This window comes from Neoroseomonas oryzicola (assembly GCF_012163135.1).
Classification (GTDB): Bacteria; Pseudomonadota; Alphaproteobacteria; order Acetobacterales; family Acetobacteraceae; genus Neoroseomonas; species Neoroseomonas oryzicola.
Genome location: NZ_JAAVUP010000001.1, coordinates 1,279,583 through 1,301,853, shown reverse-complemented (window position 1 = coordinate 1,301,853; position 22,271 = coordinate 1,279,583). Strand labels below are relative to the sequence as shown.

Below are 22,271 nucleotides of genomic sequence, written 5' to 3'. Positions count from 1 at the left end.
ACCACGCGGTGGCCGCAGGACTCGACCACGCGCCGGATGTCCATGGCGGTCACCGGTTCGTCCTCGATGACGATCACATCAGTCGCCGATATGGCACGGAGGGCGGACCGTGCCACCTCGAGCTCGAACCCCGCCTCCTCGGCACCGATGCCGATCACCAGGGCGACCTCGGCCATGCGGAAGGAGTGGCGCGCCGTGGCCACACGCTACGAGAGGTCCGCCCGCTCGTTCCTCGGTGTCCTCAACTTCGCCGCCGCATTGGGTTGGGTCAGGCGCTAACAATCCTCAGTCGGTTAGCTCTGTGTGGAGCCGAAGGGCTGCTCGGCGCCCGAAGCTGTCCAATAGCGCTACGAGCCTAGATGGCGACCTCGATGTACTGGCATCGTCGGTTGCGGGTCCCCGCATCCAACGTTCCCAGCATTCGTCCAACACGGCCGCTAACCCAATCGGGAGCGGCCCTTTTGCTGCTGGCGGCCCTTGCTCTCGCTCGCCGCACGCAGCATCAGCATTTCAAAGAAGCCGCCGCACGCAGATACGCCGTATCCGTCCGGTGACGGCCGCCTACCGCGGTGGTGCTGAACCTGCCTTTTGAGAGGAACGTATAGTGGCGTCCGCAAAGCAGCTGATTGAGCGCTTCTATCATGAGGTCTGGAACCAAGCAGACGAGAACGTTGCTCGCTTGATCCTCGACCCCGAGTTTCGATTCCGCGCCTCGCTCGGGCCGGAGAAGCGCGGGCCAGAAGGCTTTATCGGCTACATGCGGCTGATCCACGCCGCGCTCGCGGACTATACGTGCGAGATCGAGGACATCGTGGAGGACGTCCATCGCGCTGCGGCACGAATGCGCTTCTCAGGACGACACCGAGGAACGCTGTTCGGTGTCGCCGCAACAGGGCTCCAGATCGCGTGGTCCGGAGCCGCGTTCTTCGAAACTAACGGCAGCAAAATCACCGCGCTTTGGGTTCTCGGGGACGTCGATTCAGTGAAGCAGCAACTCGGCCTCAACGCGGCAATAGACGCTCCCTAGCCCCATCGATCGTTGCCGCTCAGTGCCCGCGGCCTCCGCCGGACGGATACGATACGCCGTCAAGGCGCTCACAGCCTGGCCCTGTACCTCAGCGCAAGACATAACGCCGGTACGGCGCTGCGAATTTCCGCGATGTCAGTGGTCACGTCAGGCGAGCTGCTCCTACGCTCCGCTCGCTGGGCAACGACTGGGAGCCGCGTCATGCTTACCAAGCCGAAGCCCGCCCCAGGTGGGATCCGGCACGCTGCCGCGATCGCCAGGGCCCTGGCCGATGGCAGCATCATTTCGGTCTGGAGCGTCACGAGTGCGCTGGCTTATGCGGGCCTGGTGTTCGCCGGGTTCTCGGCTGCTGGCCTGCAACTTGGCATTTCCGCGGTTCTCCTCGGGCTCGTGACGGTCACGATCCTCGGGACCCTGGGTAATGCGAGACCCGGCATCGCCTTCGCTGCCTTCGGCAGCGTGGCGGTCCTGCATGCCGCGGCGGTGCAGGCCGCTGATGCGGTGTTGGAAGCGAAAGGTGTGCCCGCGGGTCTGACGCGCGAAGGCGCCGCAGTGCTCGCCTCCGGACTGATGACGGCCGCGACCGGCGCCGCCCTTGCGGCGGTCGGACTCGCTCGCCTCGGTTCCCTGGTCCGCTTGCTGCCTCATCCGGTGGCGATCGGTTTCTTCGCGGGCCTCGGGGCGGCATTCACCACCGGCGGAATCACCCTTGCGACGGGCGTCGCGCCCGGCTTCGGCGAACTGGGTGCATATGCGGCCCCCGAGCGCCTCCTGCAGGCCGGAGTCGCGATTGGCACCGCAATCCTGCTGATCATCCTGCCGCGGCGGATCCGGCATGGCGCGGCCGCACCTGCCATCATGGCGGTCGCCATCGTCGCCTTTCACATATGCTGGCTCGCACTTGGGCGGACCGTGGCGGACGGCCAGCGGGCAGGGTGGCTGCTCGGCCCCTTTCCATCCGGACGGATCCTGTCGTTCCCGTCCGCGGCGTCCTTCGATCTGCTCGACTGGGACCTCGCTGGCGTCCTGCTGCCCTACGCCGCTTCGTCGGCGCTCCTGAGCGCGATCACGCTGGCCCTGATGGTGACCGGCATCGAGGCCCTGATCGGGCGCCCGATGAACGTGGACCGAGAAATGCAGGTTGCCGGCATCGCGAACATTGCCGGAGGCGCGCTCGGCGGCTTGCCCACCGGGCATGCCCTGGCCCCGAGCACCCTCCTGGCGCGGTCCGGGCAGCGTGGACGATGGGTCCCCGCTGTGCCCGGGGCCGTCGCGCTCGCTGTCCTGCTGTTCGGGGCGGATGCCCTGGCGCTCATGCCGAGGCCGGTTCTCGCGGCCCTGCTGCTCTCGGTCGGCTTCGAGTGGCTCGTGATCCGAACCTGGCGCGAGGCGCGCATGCTGCCGCGGCACGAGGTCGCCATCCTTCTGGCCGTCGCGGCATCCATCGTGATCCTGGGCATCCTGGGAGGGATTGCCCTTGGCCTCGGGCTCTCGCTACTGATCCTTGCCTGGACCTATCGCCGCATCCCCGTGATTCGCAGCACCGTGCGCGGCAACGAGATGCGCAGCAGTGTGACGCGATCGGCCACGATGACGCGCGTGCTCGCGGCGGAGGCTCGCGGGATCCTGCTCCTGCGCCTTCAGGGCTACATGTTCTTCCTCAACGCCGAGACGGTTCAGCGCGCCTTCGCCGCCACCTCGGCCGATGGTGTTCGGTTCCTGATCCTGGATTTCGGGCACGTCCTCGGCATGGACAGTTCGGCGATCGATGTGTTCGGGCGGCTGGAACGGGAGGCAAGGCAGCGACACGTCCGGATCGCCCTCACGGCCGTACCGCGCGCGCTGAACGATCGCTTCCTAGCCCGGGACATTTTCCGGGAGCCTGATTGCGTGCGATTCCCGAGCGCCGACCAGGGGCTGGAGCAGGCCGAGGAGCTTATCCTCGCCGAACATGGGCAGGTCGCGCATGACGAGCGGGCGAGTCTTGCGGCGCATCTCGCCGAAGCCGGCGATGCGTCTGAGGTCGCGCGGCGCCTCGCGCCCTTCGTCAGCCGTGTTGTCTTCGCGCCCGGGGACATCCTGATGCGCCAGGGCCAGCCTGGCGACGACATGATCTTCCTGGAACGCGGCCGGGTTTCCACCGTGCTGCTGGAGACGGGCGCCGCGCCGGTTCATCTTCGCACCCTGACGCCGGGGACGCTGGTCGGGGAGATCGCGCTTGTGCGCGGCGGCAACCGGACGGCCTCGGTGATTGCGGTGACGCACTGCGAGGCCGTGCGGATCGATCGCGCGGGACTCGCGCGGCTCGAGGTGAAAGACCCCCCGCTGGCCTTCGCCGTTCACCGCATGATCATGCTGCAGGTATCCGAGAAGCTCGTGGACAACACCCGGGTCGTTGACCTGGCCTTGCGGTGACGCGGCGGGCGCGCCCGCGCCTGCCGTTCGATCCGCCATTGGCACGATGCGCAGTGCTGCCTTAGGCTTTCGGTGCCGATGAGCGGGGGATGCGGATCGGAGATGGCGAAGCGCCGTTCAGGCCAAATGATCCGGCGGTCCGCCGCCGCGTTGGTCGTGTTCCTGTCGAGCCACGGCAGCGGGCGCGCGCAGGACCCGCCGGCGCCTTCCGTTCCGGAGGCAGCGTCCGTATGCCTGTCCTGCCACGGCCCCTTCGGACGGCCGGACAACCTCGACTATCCCATCATCGGCGGGCAGAACGCCGCCTACTTGGCGTCGGCCCTGCGCGCCTACCGCGGCGGGCAGCGGACCGGCGAGGCCGCCGAGATGATGGCGTCTGTCGCGCGTCCCCTCGACGACCGGACGATCGACGAGCTTGCGGTCTTCTTCGCCTCGCTGAGGTCACTGCGATGACGCGCCGCCTGGGCCTCGCCCTCCTGCTTGTCGCGCTGCTTGCGCCGGCACCGCTGCGCGCGCAGCTCGTGGCGCTCGATACCTCCGACGGTGCGGCCCGATTCCAGCGCGCGACCGGTGGTCCGCAGGCGCTCGGGCTGCTGGCGAATCTCGAGACCGAGGTCTTCCTGACCTTCTGCGGGCCCGCCTCCCTGGCGACGGCGTTGAACTCGCTCGGCATCCGGGAGCCCGCGCCGGCCGCCTTCTTTCCCTACCGGCGGATGACGCAGGACTCGCTCTTCACGCCGGCGAACCTGGCGGTGAAGAGCTACGCTGCGGTCCAGGGCGGCGGCCTGACGCTCGATCAGCTCGCCGCCTTCGCGCGCAACCTTGGCGCCTCGGCCGAGGCGTTGCATGCGGATGCGCTGGACGTCACGACCTTGCGCGCACGGATTTCCGCCGCGCTCGCCGATCCGTCCAGCCGCGTGATCGTGAACTATTCGCGCATCCCGCTGGATCAGGAGGGCGACGGGCATATCTCGCCGGTCGCAGCCTTCGATGCCGCGAGCGATACCGTCCTGATCCTCGATGTCGCACGCTACAAGTATCCGCCGGTCTGGGTGCCGGTCGCGACGCTGCTCCCCGCGATGCAGCGCGTTGATCCGGATTCGGGGCGTGCACGCGGCGTGCTGGTCCTGTCCGTCCGGCGCCCGCAATGAGGCGGAGGGACCTGCTCGGCGGCGTTGCGGCGTCGCCGCTGTTCCACATCGGATGCGCCAGCGCCGCGCCGGTGGGGGACTTCACCGAAGCCGCGCTCGCGCTGGCGGGCAGCCGCGACCTGCCGCCCTTCGTGGTGGACGCGGCGCAGCGCATGCTTGTGGCGGAGTTCGGCGCGGCGCTTGTCGGCGACCTCATCGCCGCGGTCGCCGCCTGGCGACGCGGCGCGGCTTTGCCGGACCGGCTCGAGCCGCTGGCGCAGCGGCTGCTCGTGATCCTCTATACGGGCGAGACCGAGGTCGCGGATCCCCGCGCACGGGCCGGCCATTATCCCTGGGCGCTCGCCTGGCAGGTGCTCCGCTTCACCAAGGCGCCCGGGCTGTGCAGCGGCACCTTCGGCGACTGGGCCCGCACGTGACCACCGATCCGACCGACGCCTGCGACGTTGCCATCGTCGGTTCCGGCGTCGCCGGGGCGCACGCTGCGCATGGCCTCGCAGCCAAGGGGCTGCGCGTCATCGTGCTGGAGGCGGGGCAGCGGCGCAGCCGCGCCGAACTGACGCGGACCTTCTTCGCCAACCCGGTGAAGGGGCCGCAATCCGCCTATCCGCCCGACCCCTTCGCACCCTTCCCGGAGGACGACCGCTACGCGGATTTCTACGTCCAGGGCGGGGAGATGCCCTTCATCGGCGCCTATCTGCGGCTGGTCGGCGGCACCTCCTGGCACTGGACGGGCTTTGCCGACCGCCTGCGGCCGAACGACCTGCGCATGCGCTCGCTCTACGGCGTCGGCGAGGACTGGCCGATCGGCTATGCGGAGCTCGAGCCCTACTACGAGCGCGCCGAGCGCGAATGGGGCGTGGCGGGTGATCCGCGCTTCACCTGGGGCGCGCCGCGGCGTGGGCCGTTCCCGCAGCCGCCCGTCCCGCCGAGCGCGCTCGACCTCGCCCTCGCGCCGGCCCTCACGCAGCTCGGGCTGACGGCGGGGCTCTTCTCCCATGCCCGCAACTCGGTGCCCTTCGATGGCAGGCCGGCCTGTTGCGGCAATAACACCTGCGTACCGATCTGCCCGATCGGCGCGAAATACGATGCCTCCGTGCATGTGGCGAAGGCGGAGGCCGCCGGCGCGCGGCTGATCGAGCGCGCCCGCGTCGACTTCATCGAACTGGATGCCGCGCGCCGGGTCTCGGCGCTGGTGGCGAAGCGCCCCGACGGCGCGACGCTGCGCGTCACCGCGCGCCACTATGTGCTCTGCTGCCACGCGATCGAGACGCCCCGCCTGCTGCTCGCGAGCCGCCAGGCGCAGGCGCCGAACGGCGTGGCGAATGGCAGCGACAATGTCGGGCGCTGGCTGCTGACGCAGGCGAACCAGGACTGCCAGGGGCTCACGCGCGATCCCGTGCTGCCCTATCGCGGCCCGCAGCAGACGAGCGGCATCGAGCAGATGCGCGACGGCGCCTTCCGCAGGGACCGCGCGGCCGTCGGCACCTCCTTCATGAACAGCGGGTGGTCGGGCAACAGCGACGCGACGCGCGTCGCGCGCGACCTCATCGCCCAGGGGCTGAAGGGCAGCGCGCTGGTCGAGGGCCTGAACCAGCGCGTCTCGCGCCACCTGCGGCTCAATGCTTCGGCGGAGACGCTGGCGCGGCGGGAGAACCGCGTCGAGCTCGATCCGGTGCTGCGTGATGCCGCCGGCATACCCCGGCCCCGCGTGACCTTCGCGCTCGACGACTACACGCGCCGCGGGCTGGATGAGGCGCTGAAGGTGAACCAGCGCATCCTCGATGCGATGGGCGCGACCTACGTCACCTGGAACGCGCCTTATCTGTCGAACGCGATCATCGCGGGCACGACGCGCATGGGCCGGGACCCGGCGGTCTCGGTCGTCGGCCCGGACCTGCGGACGCACGAGCATCCGAACCTGTCGATCCTCGGGCCCTCGACGCATGTCAGCGCGCCGGTGAATGCGCCGAGCCTGACCGTCGCCGCCATGGCCTACCGGCTGGCCGACCGCCTCGGCGCGCCCGGTGGGCTCGACTGACGCCGGCCGGTCGGGTTCAGGCCGACCTGGCCTGCGCCTCGTCGCCCGACGGCATCCCGACGCGCCGGAGCCCCTCGACGAAGGCGTCGACGGCCGCCGGCTTCTTGATCGACACGCTGTAGTAGGTCCGGATGCTCGCCTGCGTCTCCTGCGGACTGAAGGCGAGCAGGCGCAGCACCGCTTCCCGCCCTTCATCGAGGCGCCCGAGCAGGCCGAAGCACGCGGCGCGCATGCGCCAGGCCGGGACGTAGTCGGCCTTCTCCTTCAGCGTGCGGTCCGTCCATTCGAGGCTTTCCTCGTAGCGGGCGGCGGTGAAGCAGGCGAAGGCGGCGGCGAGGAACTTGTTGTAGGTCTGGGCATCGAGCGGGCTGAGCCGGTGCGCGCGCTCGAGATGCGCGAGCGCGACGTCGCTCTCCCCCAGATAGGCCCGCGCCATGCCGCTGTAGGTGAGCGCGTCGGCCGAGTTCGGGTTGATCTGCAATGCACGGTCGATGAGCGCGATGCCGCCCGTCACGTCGCCGCCCGCGAGCGCGACCACGATCCCGCCCATCCACAGCACCTCGGAATCGTCCATCGCGAGTTCGGCCGCGCGCCGGCCCATGCGCGCGCCCTCGGCGATCGAGGGATGGTTGGGCGGCACCCAGCCCTGCACCTTGCGGTGCAGGCGGCACCGCCCGCCGAGGGCGAGGTTGCGCGCGCTCTCGGGGTCGAGGCGCAGCGCGCGGTCGGTCAGTTCCTTCGCCGTCTCGATGTCGTCGCGCGTCATGCGGTAGAAGTGGCCGGTGGCGCGCAGGAACAGGTCGTAGGCCTGGATGCTCTCGGGCGGCCGGCGCGCGACGCGTTCGACCTCGGCGAACAGCAGGCGCGGCTCGATCACCGCGGCCACGCCCTCGGTGACGCGGTCCTGCAGCGCGAAGATGTCGGCGACATCGCCCTCGAACTGGCCGGCCCAGAGCTGGATGCCGCTCTCGGCCTCCACCAGGTGGCTGGCGATGCGGATGCGGTCGCCGGCGCGCCGCACCGTGCCGTCGAGCGCGTAGCGCACGCCGAGCTCCCGCCCGATCTGGTTCACCGGCACGTTGCGGTTGCGGTAGGTGAAGGAGGAGCCGCGCGCGATCACGAAGAGGGAGCGGATCCGCGAGAGGGTGTTGATGATGTCCTCCGCCACGCCGTCCGCGAGGAACTCCTGGTCCGGATCCGTGCTCATGTTGGCGAAGGGCAGCACGGCGATCGACGGCTTGTCCGGCAGCGGCGGGAAGGCGCGCTGGCCGGCGACCTCGGCGCTCAGCACGCGGAAGCAGCGGACCCGCTCGGCGACGCCCCGGACCTCCAAGGCGCCCAGGTCCTCGAAGCCGCAATCGACCGCGCCGCGGACCGCCTCGTGCACCGGGCCGGAGACGATGATGCCGCCGGGCTGGGCGATGTTCTGCAGCCGGGCGGCGACGTTCACCACGCTGCCGAAGACCTTCTCGCCCCGCATCACCACTTCGCCGGAATGGATCCCGACGCGGCACAGCAGCCGCTGGTCTTCGGGCTCGGCCGCGCCGGCCTCGGCGAGGTCGTCCTGGAACTGCCTCGCCGCCCGCAGCGCCGCGGGGGCCGTCTCGAAGCAGGAGATCAGGCCGTCGCCGGCGATGCTGACGACGCGGCCGCCCAGGTCCGAGATCGTGCGGGAGATGTGGTCGATGAGCGCGGAGACGCGCTCGAAGGCGCGCTCCTCGTCGGTTTGCATCATCGCAGTGTAGCCAGCGACGTCCGCGGCCAGGATCGTCGCGCTCCGCCGCTCGCTCATTCCAAAGCCACCATGCCCCGGCATGAGGATATCATGGTCTCGTGAAGTCGCGGCAAGGCGCCCGGTCGATCGATCCGCCAGCGCAGCGGCAGGCAGGCCCAGCCCTTGCCCGGTGGGTGGGGCGCGAGAAGGACGAGGCATGACCAGGACAACATCCGGCCCGTGGCAGGCGATCCTCGCCGCCGTCCTCCTGCTGATGCCGGTCGCGGCGGCGGGCCAGCATGGCGGCCATGGCGCGGCGCTGGGCCAGGCGCACATGGCGGTGCCTTGCAATGCCGCGGCACAGGCGGCCTTCGACCGGGGGCTGGTGCACCAGCATTCCTTCGACCATGCGGCGGCGCGCGACCATTTCGCCGCGGCCCTCGCCGCCGATCCGTCCTGCGCGATGGCCCGCTGGGGCATGGCGCTGGCGACCCTCGACAACCTCTTCGGTGTCCCGTCGCCGGAGGAGATCGCGCGCGCGGCCGTCCTGCTGCGCGACGGGCCGGCCGCGCCGCCGCCGTGGAATGGCTGGATCGACGCGCTGGCCGGCCTGGTGCAGCCGGGCCCATCCGGCTGGCAGGACCGGCTGGACGGCTTTGCCGTCGCCATGGAGCGAGTCGCCGCCGCAGCGCCCGACAACGACGAGGCACAGGTCTTCCACGCCTTGTCCCTGCTGATGGCGGCGCCGTCCGACGACCCGGTGGATGCCGCCCAGCGCCAGGCGGCGGCGATCCTCGAGCCGATCTGGGCGCGGCAGCCCGAACATCCGGGCGTGATGCACTACCTGATCCACGCCTACGACACGCCGGCCCTGGCCGGTCGCGGCCTGCCGGCGGCGAGGCGCTACGCGACGGTCGCCGCGGCGTCACCGCATGCGGTTCACATGCCCTCCCACATCTTCACCAGGCTTGGCGACTGGCCGTCCTCGGTGGCCGCGAACGAGCGTTCCGCCGCGCTCGCCCGGGCCGCCGGCGAGGCGAATGACGAGCTGCATGCGCGCGACTACCTGGTCTATGCCTTCCTGCAATCCGGCCGCGGCGCGGCGGCGCGCGCCGCATGGCGCGACGCGGCCGAGGCAGCGGCGCGGCAGAACCCGCAGCATCTTGCCGGTCCCTTCGCGGTGGCGGCGATGCCGGCGCGACTCGCGCTCGAGACGGGGGACTGGGCGGCCGCGGCGGCGCTGCCGCCGGCGCAGGGCGGGTTCCCGCAGGTCGTGGCCATCACCCGCTTCGCCCGCGGGGTCGGGCTTGTCCGCAGCGGCCGGCCGGAGGCCGCGGCCGCCGAGGTCGCGGCGCTGGCCGCGCTCGAGGCGACCCTGCAGGGATCGGGGCAGGCGGCCTGGGCGTCGCAGGTGGGCGTGCAGCGCAGGGCGGTGGCCGCGCTGGCCGCGATCGCGATGGGCGACGCCACGGCCGGGCTTCGCGAGTTGCAGGCCGCGGCAGAGGCCGAGGACGCGCTGCTGAAGAGCGTGGTGGAACCCGGTCCCCTCGCGCCTGCGCGCGAACTGCTGGGGGAGGCGCTGCTCTCGCTGGGGCGGAACGCGGAGGCGGAGGCTGCCTTCGAGGCCGTCCTGCGCGTCAATCCGAACCGATTCAGGTCCCTCGCCGGCGCGGCGGCGGCGGCGCGGGCGAACGGACGGCCGGAGGTCGCGGCTGCCCGCTACCGGCTGCTGCTGGCGGTAGCGCCGGGGGCGGACGAAGCCCGCCCCGAGCTCGCGGAGGCCGCGAGGGTGCTCGGCCGGCGCCGAGACTGACAGGGCCGCTCGCGACCTCGTCCGCAGCGTCGGCCGGCATCGGTCAGCGCTGCAGCGCTGCCCGGACCGATACCATGCCCGCCTCGAGCTCCGTGGCGCAGGCCTGCCCGTTCGCCGCGCCCTTTGTCGTGCCGCTGTGGACGAGCGCCTCGCAGAGGAGGCCAAGGCGCGCTTCGGCACGTTCCGGCGCGACCTGCGCCGCACCGAGGCGGAGACGCGCGCTGCCATCGCCGATCGCGAGGCCGGCAGCGAAGCGCGGCCCGTCGGGACCGAGCCGGGCACCGGCCTCCGCCTCGTCCGCCGCGGCCAGCGCCAGGCTGCCCTCCGGTCCGAGGCCGATGGCGACCACGAGCCCGCCCCCCGCTGTTTGCCGGGCGGCGCGAAGGCCGCCGAATACCATGTCGAGGGCGGCGGCCTGGGTCACCGGCGGGGTGGCCACGTGACCACCGCCCACGCAGGTGGGAGACGCGCTGGGCGAGACCTCCAGCACGGCCGCCTGCTCGGCGAGGAGTTCCGCGATCAGGGAGTCGCGCTGCTGCGCGTAGGCGGGACCTGCGGTCAGCATGACGACAATGGCGTCCCCGCTGTGCCAAGCGGCGGGGAGGTTGAGCAGCGACATCATGTCGCAGCGGGTGGCGTGCGACGCGCCGGTGGGCGTCACGAGCAACGACGCGTAGGTGGTGTATTCGTCCGCCGCAGCGGGCCTGGCGAGGCTGGCGAGGAGTGCGGTCGCGATCAGGGCTTTACGCATGATCATCCTCCTGCTCTGGCGATAGGCGGGGTCACGGGATGCAGGCCGGGGGCCGTCGCCCGGCGGGTGAGGCGGGCGCCCTGCGACGCGATGCCCCGGTCGGGCGCACGGCCCAGCCCGAGAGCCTTGGCGAACAGCGCCATGCCGAATGCTCCGACCGCGGCGACGCCAATCAGCGGAACCGCCGTGGATCCGGCGAGCGCGATGGCCTCGGCGACGACGGGCGGCCCGGCGAAGAGCGCGATGGCGCGGCTGGTGTAGAGGACGCCGATGATGGTGCCGACCCGCTGGCCGCCGAAGCGGTCGGTCACCGCGCTGGGCAGCAGGGCGATGAAGGCGCCGTGGAACGCGCCGAAGACGACCGCGAAGACCTGCAGGCCGAGCATCGTCCCGGCGGCCGCCCAGATCAGCATCGATCCTGCGAGCGCCGCGCAGCAGGCGAGGAAGACCCTGGAGCGGCCGAATATGTCGCCGACCGCGGCCAGCACGAAGCGGCCGCAGATGGACCCGATGCCGATCAGGCCGATCAGGGCGACGCTGCCGGAGAGGGCGTGACCGCTCGCCTGCGCCGTCTCAACGACGAGTGCGTAGGGGATGGCTACCGGCACGGACATCAGCATGGTCCCGCCGTAGATCAGCGCGAAGGACGCGCTGCGCAGCGGCGAGGCGTCGTCGGAGGCGGCCGGCGGCAGCGCGGAGGGGCGGGAACGCGGCGCGCGCCGCCGCCCGTCCGGGGCGAGGCCGACACGTTCCGGCGACTGTTCGAGCAGCAGCGCGCCGCCGATGCCCGCCACCATCGCGAGCACGGCGCAGATGGCGAAGGCCGCGCGCCAGTTGCCGAAGGTCGTGAGGAAATCGGCGAAGGGCGGCACCAGGGCGGTGCCGACGCCGACGCCGCTGACCGCGATGCCGGAGGCCAGGGCGCGGTTCGTGACGAACCAGCGCTGCACCGTCGCGACCGCCGGCACGTAGGAGAAGCCGACGCCGAGCCCGATGAGCAGGCCATAGCCGGCGATGACTTCCTCGAGGCTCTGCGCGGAGGACGCCGTCAGCAGGCCGAGGCCGACGATCGTCATGCCGAGGCAGGCGGTCGGGCGCGCGCCGATCCGGTCGGCGAGCGGGCCGCCCACCGCGCTGACCAGCAGCGCCGTGCCGCCGCTGAGGGCGAAGATGAGGCTGACCTTGGCGCGCGAGGCGCCGAATTCGGCCGCGAGCTCGTCCGCGAAGGCGGCGTAGGAGTAGATGGCGCCGTAGCCGACCATCGTCACCAGGAACGCCCCGATGACGACGAGCCAGCCGCGCCAGGGCCGCAGCGCTGCGCGGCCGGGCCGCCGCAGCCGGCCCAGACGGGGCGGTGTCTTCGCGGTGCGCGGGATGGGTGGGAAGGGGATGACGCGATTCCCGGCGGGGGACGTCCCGCCGGTACTGTCAGTCGCAACCTCGTTGCTGCTGCGATCCATCGAGAGGCCTCGGCCATCCCCGTGATGCGAGGAGGATCGCCGCACCCTGACCGCGGCGTGGTGCCAAACGGCACAGCCCGGGTTGCGCCGGGCCTGGGGGACCGCCAGAATCCGCGGCTGAGCCCGATGGACGCCCCTGACCTCCTGAGCCTCCCCTTCTTCCGGCCGTTCTCGGCGCAGGCCGTGGCGCCGTTGTCGGCGCAGGCGCGCTGGCGAAGCTACGAGGCGGGCCAGACGGTGCTCGAGGCGGGCGACGACGCGCCCGAGGTCTATTTCGTCGTCCAGGGCATGCTGCGGGTGACGACGCGCAGCGTCGGCGGACACGAGATCATTCTGAACGAGATCGGCCCGGGGACGCTGTTCGGCGAGATCGCGGCGATCGACGGCGCGAAGCGCTCGGCCGGGATCGTCGCGCTGACGAAGACACAGGTCTGCGTGATCGCGGCCGGTCCCTTCATGGAGTTTGCGCTCTCGACGCGGCAGGCGACGCTGCACCTGATGAAGACGCTCGCCTCCCTGGTGCGCGAGAAGGACAAGCGGATCTTCGAGCTCAGCGTCCTCGCGACGCGGCCGCGGCTGATCGCGCTGCTCCTGCGGCTTGCGCGGCCCAGGGAGGGGGCGGGGATGATCGTCTCCCCGCCGCGGCCGCACCACGAACTCGCCGCCATGATCGGCACGCGGCGCGAGGTGGTTACGCGCGCGCTGGCGGGACTGCATCGCGACGGGCTCCTCGAGACCGCGCGCGGGGGATTGCTGCTGCCGAGGCCGGAGGCGCTCAAGGCGGAGCTCGAGGCGGCATGGGCGAATGCGCCGGCACGCTGAGGCGTTGATGCGCCGGCGGGGGTGGGCCGCGCGGGCGGGGTGATCCTGCGAAGGCGGGCACCAGGTCGTCCCGCGGCCCGGAGCGGTGCTGTCGCGATGCCCGTCGTTCTTGCCGGCGGCATTGCGCGCACCCATGCTCCGCGCATGTCTCCGGCAGCCATGACCCTTTCAGGCCAGCGCGTCCTTCTCGTCTACGGCCTGATGGGAGAGCTCGTGGCGGCCTTCCATCCCTTCGGTCTCGACTACATGCACCCGCTGCGCGACTGGTTCGCAGGGCAGGGGGCGGACGTCTCGGTGGTGCCGCTGCGCACCGCGGAATCCGTCTCGGCCAACGCGGCGCGGCTGAGGGCGGTGCTTCTCGAGGACCCTCGGCCGGCGCTGATCGTCGCGCACAGCAAGGGTGGGCTCGAGACGCTGGCGGCGCTCATCGACCCGGCGGCGCAGGCACGCTGCCGCGGCTTCCTCGCGATGCAGTCGCCCTTCTTCGGCAGCCCGGTCGCCGATGCGCTGCTCGCGGCGAAGCCCATGGAGGCTGCGGCGGGCGGTCTCGCCCGGCTGCTGCGGATCGGTTCGGGCGACGGGCTGAAGGACCTGACGACGAATGCGCGGCGGCTGTGGATGGCGGCGGCGTCCGACGGCGTGCGCCGCATTGTCGAGGCCCTGCCCGTCGCGTGCCTCGCGACCGCGTTGAGCGAGGGCGAGGCGCGGGGCCGGGAGCGGCTGCACCTTGCTGCGGCGCAGTGGATGGAAAAGCGGGGCCATGGGCCGAATGACGGGCTGGTCCCGGTGTCGAGCGCGCTCATCCCGGGCGCGCGCCACCTGGTCCTGCCGGGCAGTCACATCGCGACGGTCAGCGGCGGGCCTGGTCGCGATCCGGTGGCGATGATGCGGGTGGGGCTCGAGACGCTATTCAGCGCGGCGACCCAGCCAGCAGCCTGATGCCGAGGCCGAGGAAGAGCGTGCCCGCCGCGCCGTCGAGCCAGCGGCCGGCGGAGGAGGCGCGCAGACGCCCGGCGAGGCGCGCCGCGCCGGGAATGAGCAGCGCATAGAAGGGCAGGGCGAGGGCCGGCAGCAGCGGTCCGAGGATGAGCATCTGAAGCCAGGCCGGGCTGCGGCCCGGATCGACGAAGAGCGGCACGAAGGCGAGGAAGAACAGCCCGACCTTCGGGTTCAGCAGGTTGGTCACGAAGCCCTGCCGGAAGGCCGCGGCGAGGGTCGTCGTCGCGCCGGTCGCATGTTCCCCGCCGCCGCCGCGGATGGCAGCACGGATGCCCTGCACGCCGAGCCAGACCAGGTAGCCCGCGCCCGCAATCCGCAGCGCGGTGAAGAGCGCGGGGTTCGCGGCCACCAGCGCCGCAACGCCAGCTGCCGCGAGGCCGATATGCACGCTGACGCCGGCATAGACGCCGGCCGTTGCCGCCCAGCCGCGGCGGGCGCCGCCGGCGAGAGTCTGGCCCAGCACGAAGGCCATGTCCGGGCCGGGCGTTACGACGAGCAGCAGGCAGGCGAGAAGGTAGCCGGCCAGGAGATTGGGATCGACGGGCATCATGGGCCGTCAGATGCGACCGCATGACGCCATTCGTCCAACGCATTGGCCTGATGCTGGGCATCAGGCGCGTTGATGCGCTTCAGCCGCCCTTGATCGTCAGGCGCACGTCGACGTTGCCGCGCGTGGCGTGGGAGTAGGGGCAGATCTTCTCGTGCGCTTCCTTGGCCAGGGCTTCGAGCTCGGCCTGCGGGATGGTGGGATCCTCGACGGTCAGTTCGACCGCGAGGCCGAAGCCGCCACCTTCGCGCGGGCCGATCGAGACGGCGGCCGTGACCTTCGCACCGGCGGCGTTCTTCCTGTGCTGGCGGCCGACGAAGTCGACGGCCCCACCGAAGCAGGCAGCGTAGCCGGCGGCGAAGAGGTGTTCGGGCGTTGCGGTGCCCGGCTTGCCCGGACCGCCCATGGCCTTGGGGACGGAGAGGTCGACGGAGACCGTGCCGTCATCGGCCGCGGTGTGGCCGTTGCGGCCGCCGGTGGCCGTGGCGGTGGCGGTGAATTTCGGGTCGATCTTGTCCATGGGGCTCTCCAGCGTACCGACACGTCAGACGTAGGCCGCGCCCACGGATCGGCAACCATCCTGTTGTGTTGGTTTCCAAAGGCCGTTCGGCCTTTGGCGGGGAGGTCCGGAGGGGCTGCGCCCCTCCGTTCACACGCCGGCCAGGTCGCGGAACTCGGCTTCGGTGAGCGTCCGGATCCCGAGTTCCGCCGCCTTGGCTGCCTTCGACCCCGCATCCGCGCCGACGATCACGAAGTCGGTCTTCTTCGATACCGACTTCGTCACCTTGGCGCCGAGGCGTTCGGCCTGGGCCTCGGCCTCGTCGCGCGTCAGCGTTTCCAGCGTGCCGGTGAAGACCAGGGTCTTTCCGGCGAAGGAGCTGTCGGCGGCGGCCGGGGCTTCGGCGGCAAGCGGCGGGGCTTCCTGCGCGAGGTCGTCGAGTGCTGCGAGCATGCGCGGTTCGGCGAAGAACTCGATGAGCTCCTCGGCGATGGCGGGGCCGATGCCCTGGATCGAGCCGAGCTCCTCGCGCGCCTCGGAGCCGATGACGTGCGCTGCGATCATCTTCGCGCGCCATTCGTCGAGCGTGTGGTAGTGGCGCGCGAGCAGCTTGGCGTTCTGTTCCCCGATCCGACGGATGCCCAGGGCGAAGATGAAGCGTTCGAGTGGGACGTTGCGCCGCGCCTCGATGGCGTCGAGCAGCTTGCCGACCTTGCGTTCGCCCCAGCCTTCGAGTTCCAGCAGCGCGTCCCGCCGGTCGCGCAGGCGGAAGATGTCGGCGGGGCTCTTCACCAGGCCCTGGTCAAACAGAAGCTGGATGTTCTCCTCGCCGAGGCCCTCGATATCCATCGCGCGGCGGGAGGCGAAGTGCTTGAGGCGCTCGACCGTTTGTGCCGCGCAGGTCAGGCCGCCGGTGCAGCGGCGGACCACGTCCTCGCCGTCGCGGATCGCGTGGCTGCCGCAGACCGGACAGGTGGTGGGGAAGACGAAGGGCTGCGCGTCCTGCGGGCGCTTGTCCAGCACGACGCCGAGGATCTGGGGGATGACGTCGCCGGCGCGCTGGAGGATCACGGTGTCGCCGATGCGCACGTCCTTGCGGGCGATCTCGTCCTCGTTGTGCAACGTCGCGTGGCGGACGACGACGCCGCCGACGGTGACGGGCTGCATGATCGCGCGCGGCGTGAGCGCGCCGGTTCGGCCGACCTGGATCTCGATGTCGAGCAACCGCGTCGTCGCCTGTTCGGCGGGGAACTTCCAGGCTGTCGCCCAGCGCGGGGCGCGGCCGACGAAACCGAGGCGACGCTGCCAGTCGATGCGGTCGAGCTTGTAGACGACGCCATCGATGTCATAGCCGAGGCCCGCCCGATCCTCGCCCATGCGGCGCTGGAAGGCGGCGGCGTCGCCCTCACTGTCCAGCAGCGTGGAGAGCGGGTTCACCTGGAAGCCCCAATGCTTCAGCCGTTCGAGGAAGGCGTGGTGGGAGTCGGAGGGCGGCTCGCTCGTCGCACCCATCGCGTAGGCGAAGAGCTTGAGCGGGCGCGAGGCGGTGATGCGGGAATCGAGCTGCCGCACCGACCCGGCCGCCGCGTTGCGCGGATTGGCGGGGATGACGACGGCGTCGCCGAGCTTCTCCCCGCGGGCGCGGCGTTGCTCGCGTTCTTCCGCGGCCATCTCCTGCGCGGCGCGGAAGGCAAGGAAATCCGCCTTGTCCATGAAGACTTCGCCGCGGATCTCGATACGATCGGGGTAGGGCGCGTGCAGCCGGCGCGGCAGGTCGGCGATGGTGAGCAGGTTCTGGGTGACGTCCTCGCCCTCGGTGCCGTCGCCGCGCGTCGCACCCTTCACGAAGGCGCCGTTCTCATACAGCAGGTTGATCGAGAGGCCGTCGATCTTGGGCTCGCCGACGAAGCGTAGCGTCTCCTCGGCCTTCAGGCCGAGGAAGCGGCGGATGGAGGCGCAGAACTCGGCGAATTCCTCCTCGGAGAAGACGTTGTTCAGCGAGAGCATCGGCTCGCCATGGCGCGACTTGGCGAAGCCTTCGGCGACGGCGGCGCCGACGCGGCGGGAGGGGCTGTCGTCGCGCACCAGGTGGGGGAAGCGGGCCTCGATGGCGCGGTTGCGCAGCACCAGCGCGTCGTAGTCGGCGTCGCTGATCTCGGGCGCGTCCTGGCCGTGATAGAGCGCGTCGTGATGCGCGATCTCCCGCGCCAGCGCGGCCAGTTCCTCGGCGGCCTCGGTCTCGGTCAGGCGATCGACGTCGCGGGTGCGGAGCGTGGTCATGGCGCGGCCTCGGCGGCGAGGGTCTCATAGGCGGCGCCGGTGAGGATGCGGCCCTCGAAGGCCCCTTCCGATTCCGCGCCGAGGGAGATGTAGAACGCTGTCGCCTCGTCGTCTCCGTCATCGACGCCCCACCAGAGGCAGACGGCCCCGTCGCGGTGCGTCTCGGCGGCGAGGGCGGCCATCAGGGCGCGGCCGATGCCGCGCCGGCGGAAATCGGGACGGACATAGAGGTCAACGACGATGCAGCCGGCGGCCGCGCGCGTGGAATCGTAGACGAGGTTGCCGGTCACGAAGCCGGCCAGGACGCCATCCGCCTCTGCGACGCGCAGCATCGAAAGCGGGCGCGGGCCGAACAGGTGCTGGCGCACATGCGCCCCGGTCATGGTGACCATGGGGCCATCGCCGTCGAGGCTGTTGATGGCGTTGAAGAGCGCGGCGACCTCATCGGCCTCGGCCATCGTCGCCGCACGAATGGTGGTCCCGGTCATGGCGCCTCGGCGGCGAGGTTGCGGAAATCCTGCTCGACCACGGCGAAGGCGATGACCGCTTCGCCGTGGCTGCCGAGCCGGCGGTAGAAGGCATGCGCCGCGGTGTTGTCCTGCTTCGCCGTCAGCCAGAGATGGCGTGCGCCCCGTGCATGGCCGGTGCGGGCAAGGGCGGCGAGCAGCGCCCGTGCGGTGCCCTGGCGGCGATGCGCGGGTGCGACGTAGAGATCGCCGACATAGAGGCCGTGTTCGGCATAGCCGGTCTCATAGGTCGGATGGGCGGTGGCGTAGCCGATGAGTGCGCCGTCGGGCGCCTCGGCGACGACGACGATGGTGGCCGGGTTCGCGATCAGGTCGCGCGCGACATGCTCCGCCGTGAGCAGGTCGGTCGGGTCGCCCTGGTCGCGGTTGAGGTCGAGGATCAGCGCGTGCAGCGCCGCGGCATCGTCGGCGGTGGCCCGCCGCACCGTCACGTCGCCAGGATCCGTTCAGCGCGCATCGGCGAGCAGGCTTTCGGCGGCGGCGCGAGCCGCGTCCGTCACGCGTTCCCCGGCCAGCATGCGGGCGAGTTCCTCGCGCCGTTCGGCCTCGGGCAGGGTCTCGACGCGCGTCTCGGCGCGGCCGCCCTTCACCTGCTTCGCGACGCGCATATGCGCGGCCCCGCGCGCGGCGACCTGGGGCGAATGGGTGACGACGAGGACCTGCAGGCGTTCGGCCACGCGCGCCAGGCGTTCGCCGACCGCGGCGGCGGTGGCGCCGCCGATGCCGGAATCCACCTCGTCGAAGACCAGCGTCGGCACCGGTGAGCCACGCGCGAGCACGACCTTCAGCGCGAGCATCAGGCGCGACAACTCGCCGCCCGAGGCGATCTTCGCGAGCTGTCCCGGCGCCTGGCCGGGGTTGGTCGCGACGAGGAAGGTGACGCCGTCCTGGCCGTCGGGCCCCCAGGCGTTCTCCTCCTTGGCCGCGACCTCGATCGCGAGGCGCGCGCGGTCGAGCTTGAGCGGCGGGAGTTCCTTCGCGACGGCCTTCTCGAGCCGCGCGGCGGCCTCGCGGCGCGCCTCCGTCAGGGCGGCAGCGGCGGCGAGGTAGGCCTTGCGCGCGGCGGCCTCGTCGCGCTCGAGCGCGGCGACACGGCCGGAGCCGGCGTCGAGCGCTTCCAGCCGCGCACGCAGGTCGGCGAGCAGCGTGGGCAGTTCCACGACGGCGACGGAATGCTTCCGCGCCGCGGCGCGCAGCGCAAAGAGGCGTTCCTCCACCTGCTCGAGCCGCCGCGGATCGGGCCCGCCCTCGCTCATCAGGCGGGAGAGGGCGGCCTCGGCCTCGGCCAGGGCGTCCTGGGCGGCGGCGAGGGCGGCCAGCGCCGGCTGCGCGTCCTCGTTGGGCGGCGGGAGGCGTTCGAGGGCGCGGGCGGCTTCCCGCAGCGCACGGGAGGGCGTGGGGCTGCGGCGGTCGCGCGGGGTGAGCTCGGCGATGGCGGCGGCAATGGCTTCGGCGCGGCGCTCGCCCTGCTGGAGGCGCTGGCGCTCGGCGGCGAGGCGGTCTTCCTCGCCCTCCTCCGGGTTCACGTCCTTGAGCTCGGCGACGGCGTGGCGGAGCCATTCCTCCTCGCGCTGCGCGGCGGCGATGGCGTCGCGCGCTTCGACGAGGCGCTTCGTCGCGGTGCGCCATGCGGACCAGGCTTCGGCGACCGCGGCGCGGCGCGGCTCGAGCGCGCCGAAGGCATCGAGAAGGCCGCCATGGGATGCGGGATCGGCCAAGCCGACCTGGTCGTGCTGGCCCTGCACCTCGACCAATGCGGCGCCGAGGCGCCGCAACAGCGCGACGCCGACGGGCTGGTCGTTGACGAAGGCGCGGGAGCGGCCGTCGGACTGAACGACGCGACGAAGGACGAGCTCGTCCTCTGCCTCGATGCCCTGTTCGCGGAGGATGTCGAAGGCCGGGTGGCCAGAGGGCGGGGCGAAGGCGGCGGCGACCGAGGCCTGCGGCTGGCCCGCGCGCACCATGCCGGCCTCGGCGCGCTGGCCGAGGGCCAGGCCCAGGCTGTCGAGCAGGATCGACTTGCCCGCGCCGGTCTCGCCGGTGAGCGCCGTCAGGCCCGGGCCGAAGGCAAGGTCCAGGCGCTCGATCAGCACCACGTCGCGGATGGCGAGGGAGGCGAGCACGGTGGCGCCGTGCCCCTGCTCAGAACAGCCAGTTGACGGCGCGGGTGAAGAAGCCCGGCCGGTCCTGCGCGGCCGGCTGCGCGCCTTCGACCAGCAGCGCGTAGGAATCCTGGTACCAGGGGCTGCCCGGATAGTTGAAGCCGAGCACCGAGGCCGTGCGCCGTGCCTCGTCCGTCAGGCCGAGGGCGATGTAGATCTCGGTGAGGCGATGCAGCGCCTCCGGCACGTGGTTGGTGGTCTGGTATTCGTCCACGACGCGGCGGAATCGGCCGATGGCCGCGGAATAGAGGCCCTGGCGCTGGTAGTAGCGGCCGACATTCATTTCGCGGCCCGCAAGGTGGTCGCGGGCGAGGTCCATCTTCAGGCGTGCGTCCCGGGCATAGGCGGTGTCGGGGAAGCGGTTCACCACGTCCTGCAGCGCCGCCATGGCGACGATGGTCTGCTGCTGGTCGCGCTGCGCGTCGTTGATCTGTTCGTACTGCGCGAGGGCTCGCAGGTAGTAGGCATAGGCGATGTCGCGATGCGCCGGGTGCAGCTGGATGAAACGGTCGAGCGCGCCGATCGCCTCGGTGTAGCGGTTGCGCGTGTAGTCGGTGTAGGCCGCCATCAACTTCGCGTTGGTGGCCCAGGTCGAATAGGGGTGCTCGCGTTCCACCGCGTCGAACAGGTCGACGGCGCGCTGGTAGCGGTTCTGGCGCAGCTCCGCCATGCCGGCCGCGTAGAGCGCTTCCGGCGACTGGGTCGCTGCATCGTCCGGCACGGCGGTGCGCGTCAGCGACGGGTCTGCGCCGGTGCCTTGCCGGAAGCGATAGGAATCGCCACAGCCAACCAGCAGCGCGACGGCAAGGACAGGCAGGATCGTGCGAATCATCGGGGCAGCCATGATGTCGGGCCGCTCTATATCACGGCGGCCCGCCGGGCCGCCAACCGGGCCCGGTCAGGCGATCGCGGGGGCGGCGGCGGCGCGCATCGGCACCGTCGCGCCGCTTTCCGCGAGCACGGGCATGCCCGTGTAACGCCAGGCGGAAGCATCGGCGAAGAGAGCGCGCAGCAGGCGGTTGTTCAGCGCATGGCCCGAGCGCGCGCCGCGGAAGCGCCCGTGGATCGGCGCGCCGGCCAAAGCGAGGTCGCCCACCACGTCGAGCAGCTTGTGGCGCACGAATTCGTCAGGGCGCCGCAGGCCGGCCGGGTTGAGCACCAGCGGGCCGTCCACCACCACCGCGTTCGCGAGGCTGCCGCCCTGCGCGAGGCCGGCCGCGCGCAGGCGCGCGATGTCCTCTGCGAGGGTGAAGGTGCGGGCGTCCGCCAGCGCGTCGCGGAAGGCGTGCGGCGAGAGGCGGATCGACAGCGCCTGGCGGCCGATCGCGGTGTTCGGGAAGTCGATCTCGAGCTCGGCGTCGAAGGCGGCCTCGCGCGAGGGGAGGAGTTCGGCGAAGGCGCCGTTCGCATCCTCGACGCGGATGGGGCGCAGGACCTCTATCACCGCGCGCGGGGCGGCGGTGGTGACGATGCCGGCGCAGTCGATCAGGAAGACGAAGGGGGCGGCCGAGCCGTCCATGATCGGCAGCTCGGGCGCGTCGACCTCGACGATCGCGTCGTCGATGCCGGTGCCGGCGAGGGCGGCCATGACATGCTCGATCGTGCCGATGCGGGCCTCGCCCTCACCGATCGCGGTGCACAGGCGGGTATCGGTCACTTCGTCGAAGATGGCGGGGATGTCGATGCCGAGGTCGGTGCGGCGGAAGACGATGCCCGTCCCGGCCGCGGCGGGGCGCAGCGTCATGGACACACGGCGGCCGGAATGCAGGCCGATGCCGACGCACCCGATGGGTGCCTTCAGCGTCCTGCGCCGTCCCGTTTCTGCCGGAAGAAATCCGTCCATAACCCTCGTGCCTTTCCGGGGCGCCGTGTCCTGGCCTGCGATGGCGCCTGGTCGGGAGACCTGCGGTCATCACGGCGGTGCACAACGCCCCGCATCAAGGAAGCACCACGGGGGGTATGGAGCCAATTCAAGCCTTGTTTCTCTATATTACGCCACAAGCACTTGAAAACATTGAATTGTTGCGAAGCAAAATGGGGCAAAATTAGGGCCGGGTGATACAACC

Annotated in this window: 20 protein-coding genes and 1 pseudogene; 10 read left to right on the top strand and 11 right to left on the bottom strand. The window is 71.5% G+C overall.

Going from position 1 to position 22,271, the window contains the following annotated elements; all coding sequences use genetic code 11:
* Positions 1-171 precede the first annotated feature (171 nt).
* From GWK15_RS25820 to GWK15_RS25805, 7 genes and pseudogenes are all read left to right on the top strand, one after another.
* Positions 172-279, top strand: a pseudogene (locus GWK15_RS25820) (IS5-like element ISMex42 family transposase); the annotation flags it as partial.
* Positions 280-604: 325 nt separating this feature from the next.
* Positions 605-1,027, top strand: a complete 423-nt coding sequence (locus GWK15_RS06370) for an ester cyclase (protein ID WP_209442004.1) — start codon at positions 605-607, stop codon at positions 1,025-1,027.
* Between the two features lie 201 nt (positions 1,028-1,228).
* On the top strand, positions 1,229-3,442 hold the full coding sequence (locus GWK15_RS06365) for an SLC26A/SulP transporter family protein (RefSeq protein WP_168040149.1): 2,214 nt from the start codon (positions 1,229-1,231) through the stop codon (positions 3,440-3,442).
* Positions 3,443-3,544: 102 nt separating this feature from the next.
* Positions 3,545-3,895, top strand: a complete 351-nt coding sequence (locus tag GWK15_RS06360) for a c-type cytochrome (protein ID WP_168040147.1) — start codon at positions 3,545-3,547, stop codon at positions 3,893-3,895.
* A complete protein-coding gene (locus GWK15_RS06355) occupies positions 3,892-4,593 on the top strand; it encodes a phytochelatin synthase family protein (RefSeq protein WP_168040145.1) in 702 nt (233 codons plus the stop codon). The genes GWK15_RS06360 and GWK15_RS06355 overlap by 4 nt, the downstream gene beginning before the upstream one ends.
* On the top strand, positions 4,590-5,009 hold the full coding sequence (locus GWK15_RS25815; RefSeq protein WP_168037800.1) for a hypothetical protein: 420 nt from the start codon (positions 4,590-4,592) through the stop codon (positions 5,007-5,009). The genes GWK15_RS06355 and GWK15_RS25815 overlap by 4 nt, the downstream gene beginning before the upstream one ends.
* A complete protein-coding gene (locus GWK15_RS25805) occupies positions 5,006-6,631 on the top strand; it encodes a GMC family oxidoreductase (protein WP_338147201.1) in 1,626 nt (541 codons plus the stop codon). The genes GWK15_RS25815 and GWK15_RS25805 overlap by 4 nt, the downstream gene beginning before the upstream one ends.
* A gap of 16 nt (positions 6,632-6,647) precedes the next feature.
* Here GWK15_RS25805 and GWK15_RS06340 read toward each other — a convergent pair whose 3' ends face one another.
* Positions 6,648-8,423 carry an adenylate/guanylate cyclase domain-containing protein gene (locus GWK15_RS06340; RefSeq protein WP_168040141.1) on the bottom strand — a complete coding sequence of 592 codons (1,776 nt, stop codon included), beginning with the start codon at positions 8,421-8,423 and terminating at the stop codon, positions 6,648-6,650.
* A 139-nt stretch (positions 8,424-8,562) separates the two neighbouring features.
* Between GWK15_RS06340 and GWK15_RS06335 the strand changes: the two genes are divergently transcribed.
* On the top strand, positions 8,563-10,158 hold the full coding sequence (locus GWK15_RS06335; protein WP_168040139.1) for a hypothetical protein: 1,596 nt from the start codon (positions 8,563-8,565) through the stop codon (positions 10,156-10,158).
* 43 nt (positions 10,159-10,201) lie between these two features.
* Here GWK15_RS06335 and GWK15_RS06330 read toward each other — a convergent pair whose 3' ends face one another.
* Positions 10,202-10,909, bottom strand: coding sequence for a hypothetical protein (locus GWK15_RS06330; protein WP_168040137.1), 708 nt, complete (start codon positions 10,907-10,909; stop codon positions 10,202-10,204).
* Positions 10,910-10,911: 2 nt separating this feature from the next.
* The gene (locus GWK15_RS06325) at positions 10,912-12,369 is read right to left on the bottom strand and encodes an MFS transporter (protein ID WP_168040134.1); all 1,458 of its coding nucleotides are present in this window, start codon (positions 12,367-12,369) and stop codon (positions 10,912-10,914) included.
* 126 nt (positions 12,370-12,495) lie between these two features.
* On the opposite strand from GWK15_RS06325, the gene GWK15_RS06320 reads away from it, so the two are divergent.
* Both GWK15_RS06320 and GWK15_RS06315 read left to right on the top strand, forming a co-directional pair.
* Positions 12,496-13,191: a Crp/Fnr family transcriptional regulator gene (locus tag GWK15_RS06320; RefSeq protein WP_168040131.1), complete on the top strand. Its 696-nt coding sequence runs from the start codon at positions 12,496-12,498 to the stop codon at positions 13,189-13,191.
* A gap of 159 nt (positions 13,192-13,350) precedes the next feature.
* Entirely contained in the window at positions 13,351-14,130 is a 780-nt protein-coding gene (locus GWK15_RS06315) for a lipase family protein (RefSeq protein ID WP_168040128.1), read from the top strand.
* Here the strand turns inward: GWK15_RS06315 and GWK15_RS06310 are convergent.
* The 8 genes from GWK15_RS06310 to lpxC all read right to left on the bottom strand — a co-directional run bounded on the left by GWK15_RS06310 (position 14,102) and on the right by lpxC (position 22,048).
* A complete protein-coding gene (locus tag GWK15_RS06310) occupies positions 14,102-14,740 on the bottom strand; it encodes a LysE family translocator (protein ID WP_245211406.1) in 639 nt (212 codons plus the stop codon). The two genes, GWK15_RS06315 and GWK15_RS06310, sit on opposite strands and share 29 nt — an antisense overlap.
* A 79-nt stretch (positions 14,741-14,819) precedes the next feature.
* Positions 14,820-15,257 carry an organic hydroperoxide resistance protein gene (locus GWK15_RS06305; RefSeq protein WP_168040126.1) on the bottom strand — a complete coding sequence of 146 codons (438 nt, stop codon included), beginning with the start codon at positions 15,255-15,257 and terminating at the stop codon, positions 14,820-14,822.
* A gap of 129 nt (positions 15,258-15,386) precedes the next feature.
* Positions 15,387-17,516 (bottom strand): NAD-dependent DNA ligase LigA, encoded by a 2,130-nt coding sequence (gene ligA / locus GWK15_RS06300; protein WP_168040124.1) that lies wholly within the window; start codon positions 17,514-17,516, stop codon positions 15,387-15,389.
* Positions 17,513-18,004 (bottom strand): GNAT family N-acetyltransferase, encoded by a 492-nt coding sequence (locus GWK15_RS06295; RefSeq protein WP_168040122.1) that lies wholly within the window; start codon positions 18,002-18,004, stop codon positions 17,513-17,515. Before GWK15_RS06295 ends, ligA begins: the two co-directional genes overlap by 4 nt.
* Positions 18,001-18,474, bottom strand: coding sequence for a GNAT family N-acetyltransferase (locus GWK15_RS06290; RefSeq protein WP_168040120.1), 474 nt, complete (start codon positions 18,472-18,474; stop codon positions 18,001-18,003). Before GWK15_RS06290 ends, GWK15_RS06295 begins: the two co-directional genes overlap by 4 nt.
* A 15-nt stretch (positions 18,475-18,489) precedes the next feature.
* Positions 18,490-20,166 carry a DNA repair protein RecN gene (gene recN, locus GWK15_RS06285; protein ID WP_168040118.1) on the bottom strand — a complete coding sequence of 559 codons (1,677 nt, stop codon included), beginning with the start codon at positions 20,164-20,166 and terminating at the stop codon, positions 18,490-18,492.
* 19 nt (positions 20,167-20,185) lie between these two features.
* Positions 20,186-21,037 carry an outer membrane protein assembly factor BamD gene (locus tag GWK15_RS06280; RefSeq protein ID WP_168040116.1) on the bottom strand — a complete coding sequence of 284 codons (852 nt, stop codon included), beginning with the start codon at positions 21,035-21,037 and terminating at the stop codon, positions 20,186-20,188.
* Positions 21,038-21,103: 66 nt separating this feature from the next.
* Positions 21,104-22,048 (bottom strand): UDP-3-O-acyl-N-acetylglucosamine deacetylase, encoded by a 945-nt coding sequence (lpxC, locus tag GWK15_RS06275; protein WP_168040114.1) that lies wholly within the window; start codon positions 22,046-22,048, stop codon positions 21,104-21,106.
* Positions 22,049-22,271: the final 223 nt, after the last annotated feature.

What these genes read in the sequence shown, in the direction of transcription:
- GWK15_RS06330 (WP_168040137.1), bottom strand. Translation starts at nt 10,909, where the DNA reads ATGCGTAAAGCCCTGATCGCGACCGCACTCCTCGCCAGCCTCGCCAGG.
- GWK15_RS06360 (WP_168040147.1), top strand. Translation starts at nt 3,545, where the DNA reads ATGGCGAAGCGCCGTTCAGGCCAAATGATCCGGCGGTCCGCCGCCGCG.
- GWK15_RS06310 (WP_245211406.1), bottom strand. Translation starts at nt 14,740, where the DNA reads ATGATGCCCGTCGATCCCAATCTCCTGGCCGGCTACCTTCTCGCCTGC.
- GWK15_RS06295 (WP_168040122.1), bottom strand. Translation starts at nt 18,004, where the DNA reads ATGACCGGGACCACCATTCGTGCGGCGACGATGGCCGAGGCCGATGAG.
- GWK15_RS06280 (WP_168040116.1), bottom strand. Translation starts at nt 21,037, where the DNA reads ATGATTCGCACGATCCTGCCTGTCCTTGCCGTCGCGCTGCTGGTTGGC.
- lpxC (WP_168040114.1), bottom strand. Translation starts at nt 22,048, where the DNA reads ATGGACGGATTTCTTCCGGCAGAAACGGGACGGCGCAGGACGCTGAAG.
- GWK15_RS25815 (WP_168037800.1), top strand. Translation starts at nt 4,590, where the DNA reads ATGAGGCGGAGGGACCTGCTCGGCGGCGTTGCGGCGTCGCCGCTGTTC.
- ligA (WP_168040124.1), bottom strand. Translation starts at nt 17,516, where the DNA reads ATGACCACGCTCCGCACCCGCGACGTCGATCGCCTGACCGAGACCGAG.
- GWK15_RS06340 (WP_168040141.1), bottom strand. Translation starts at nt 8,423, where the DNA reads ATGAGCGAGCGGCGGAGCGCGACGATCCTGGCCGCGGACGTCGCTGGC.
- GWK15_RS06365 (WP_168040149.1), top strand. Translation starts at nt 1,229, where the DNA reads ATGCTTACCAAGCCGAAGCCCGCCCCAGGTGGGATCCGGCACGCTGCC.
- GWK15_RS06320 (WP_168040131.1), top strand. Translation starts at nt 12,496, where the DNA reads ATGGACGCCCCTGACCTCCTGAGCCTCCCCTTCTTCCGGCCGTTCTCG.
- GWK15_RS06305 (WP_168040126.1), bottom strand. Translation starts at nt 15,257, where the DNA reads ATGGACAAGATCGACCCGAAATTCACCGCCACCGCCACGGCCACCGGC.
- GWK15_RS06335 (WP_168040139.1), top strand. Translation starts at nt 8,563, where the DNA reads ATGACCAGGACAACATCCGGCCCGTGGCAGGCGATCCTCGCCGCCGTC.
- GWK15_RS06315 (WP_168040128.1), top strand. Translation starts at nt 13,351, where the DNA reads ATGACCCTTTCAGGCCAGCGCGTCCTTCTCGTCTACGGCCTGATGGGA.
- GWK15_RS06355 (WP_168040145.1), top strand. Translation starts at nt 3,892, where the DNA reads ATGACGCGCCGCCTGGGCCTCGCCCTCCTGCTTGTCGCGCTGCTTGCG.
- GWK15_RS06325 (WP_168040134.1), bottom strand. Translation starts at nt 12,369, where the DNA reads ATGGATCGCAGCAGCAACGAGGTTGCGACTGACAGTACCGGCGGGACG.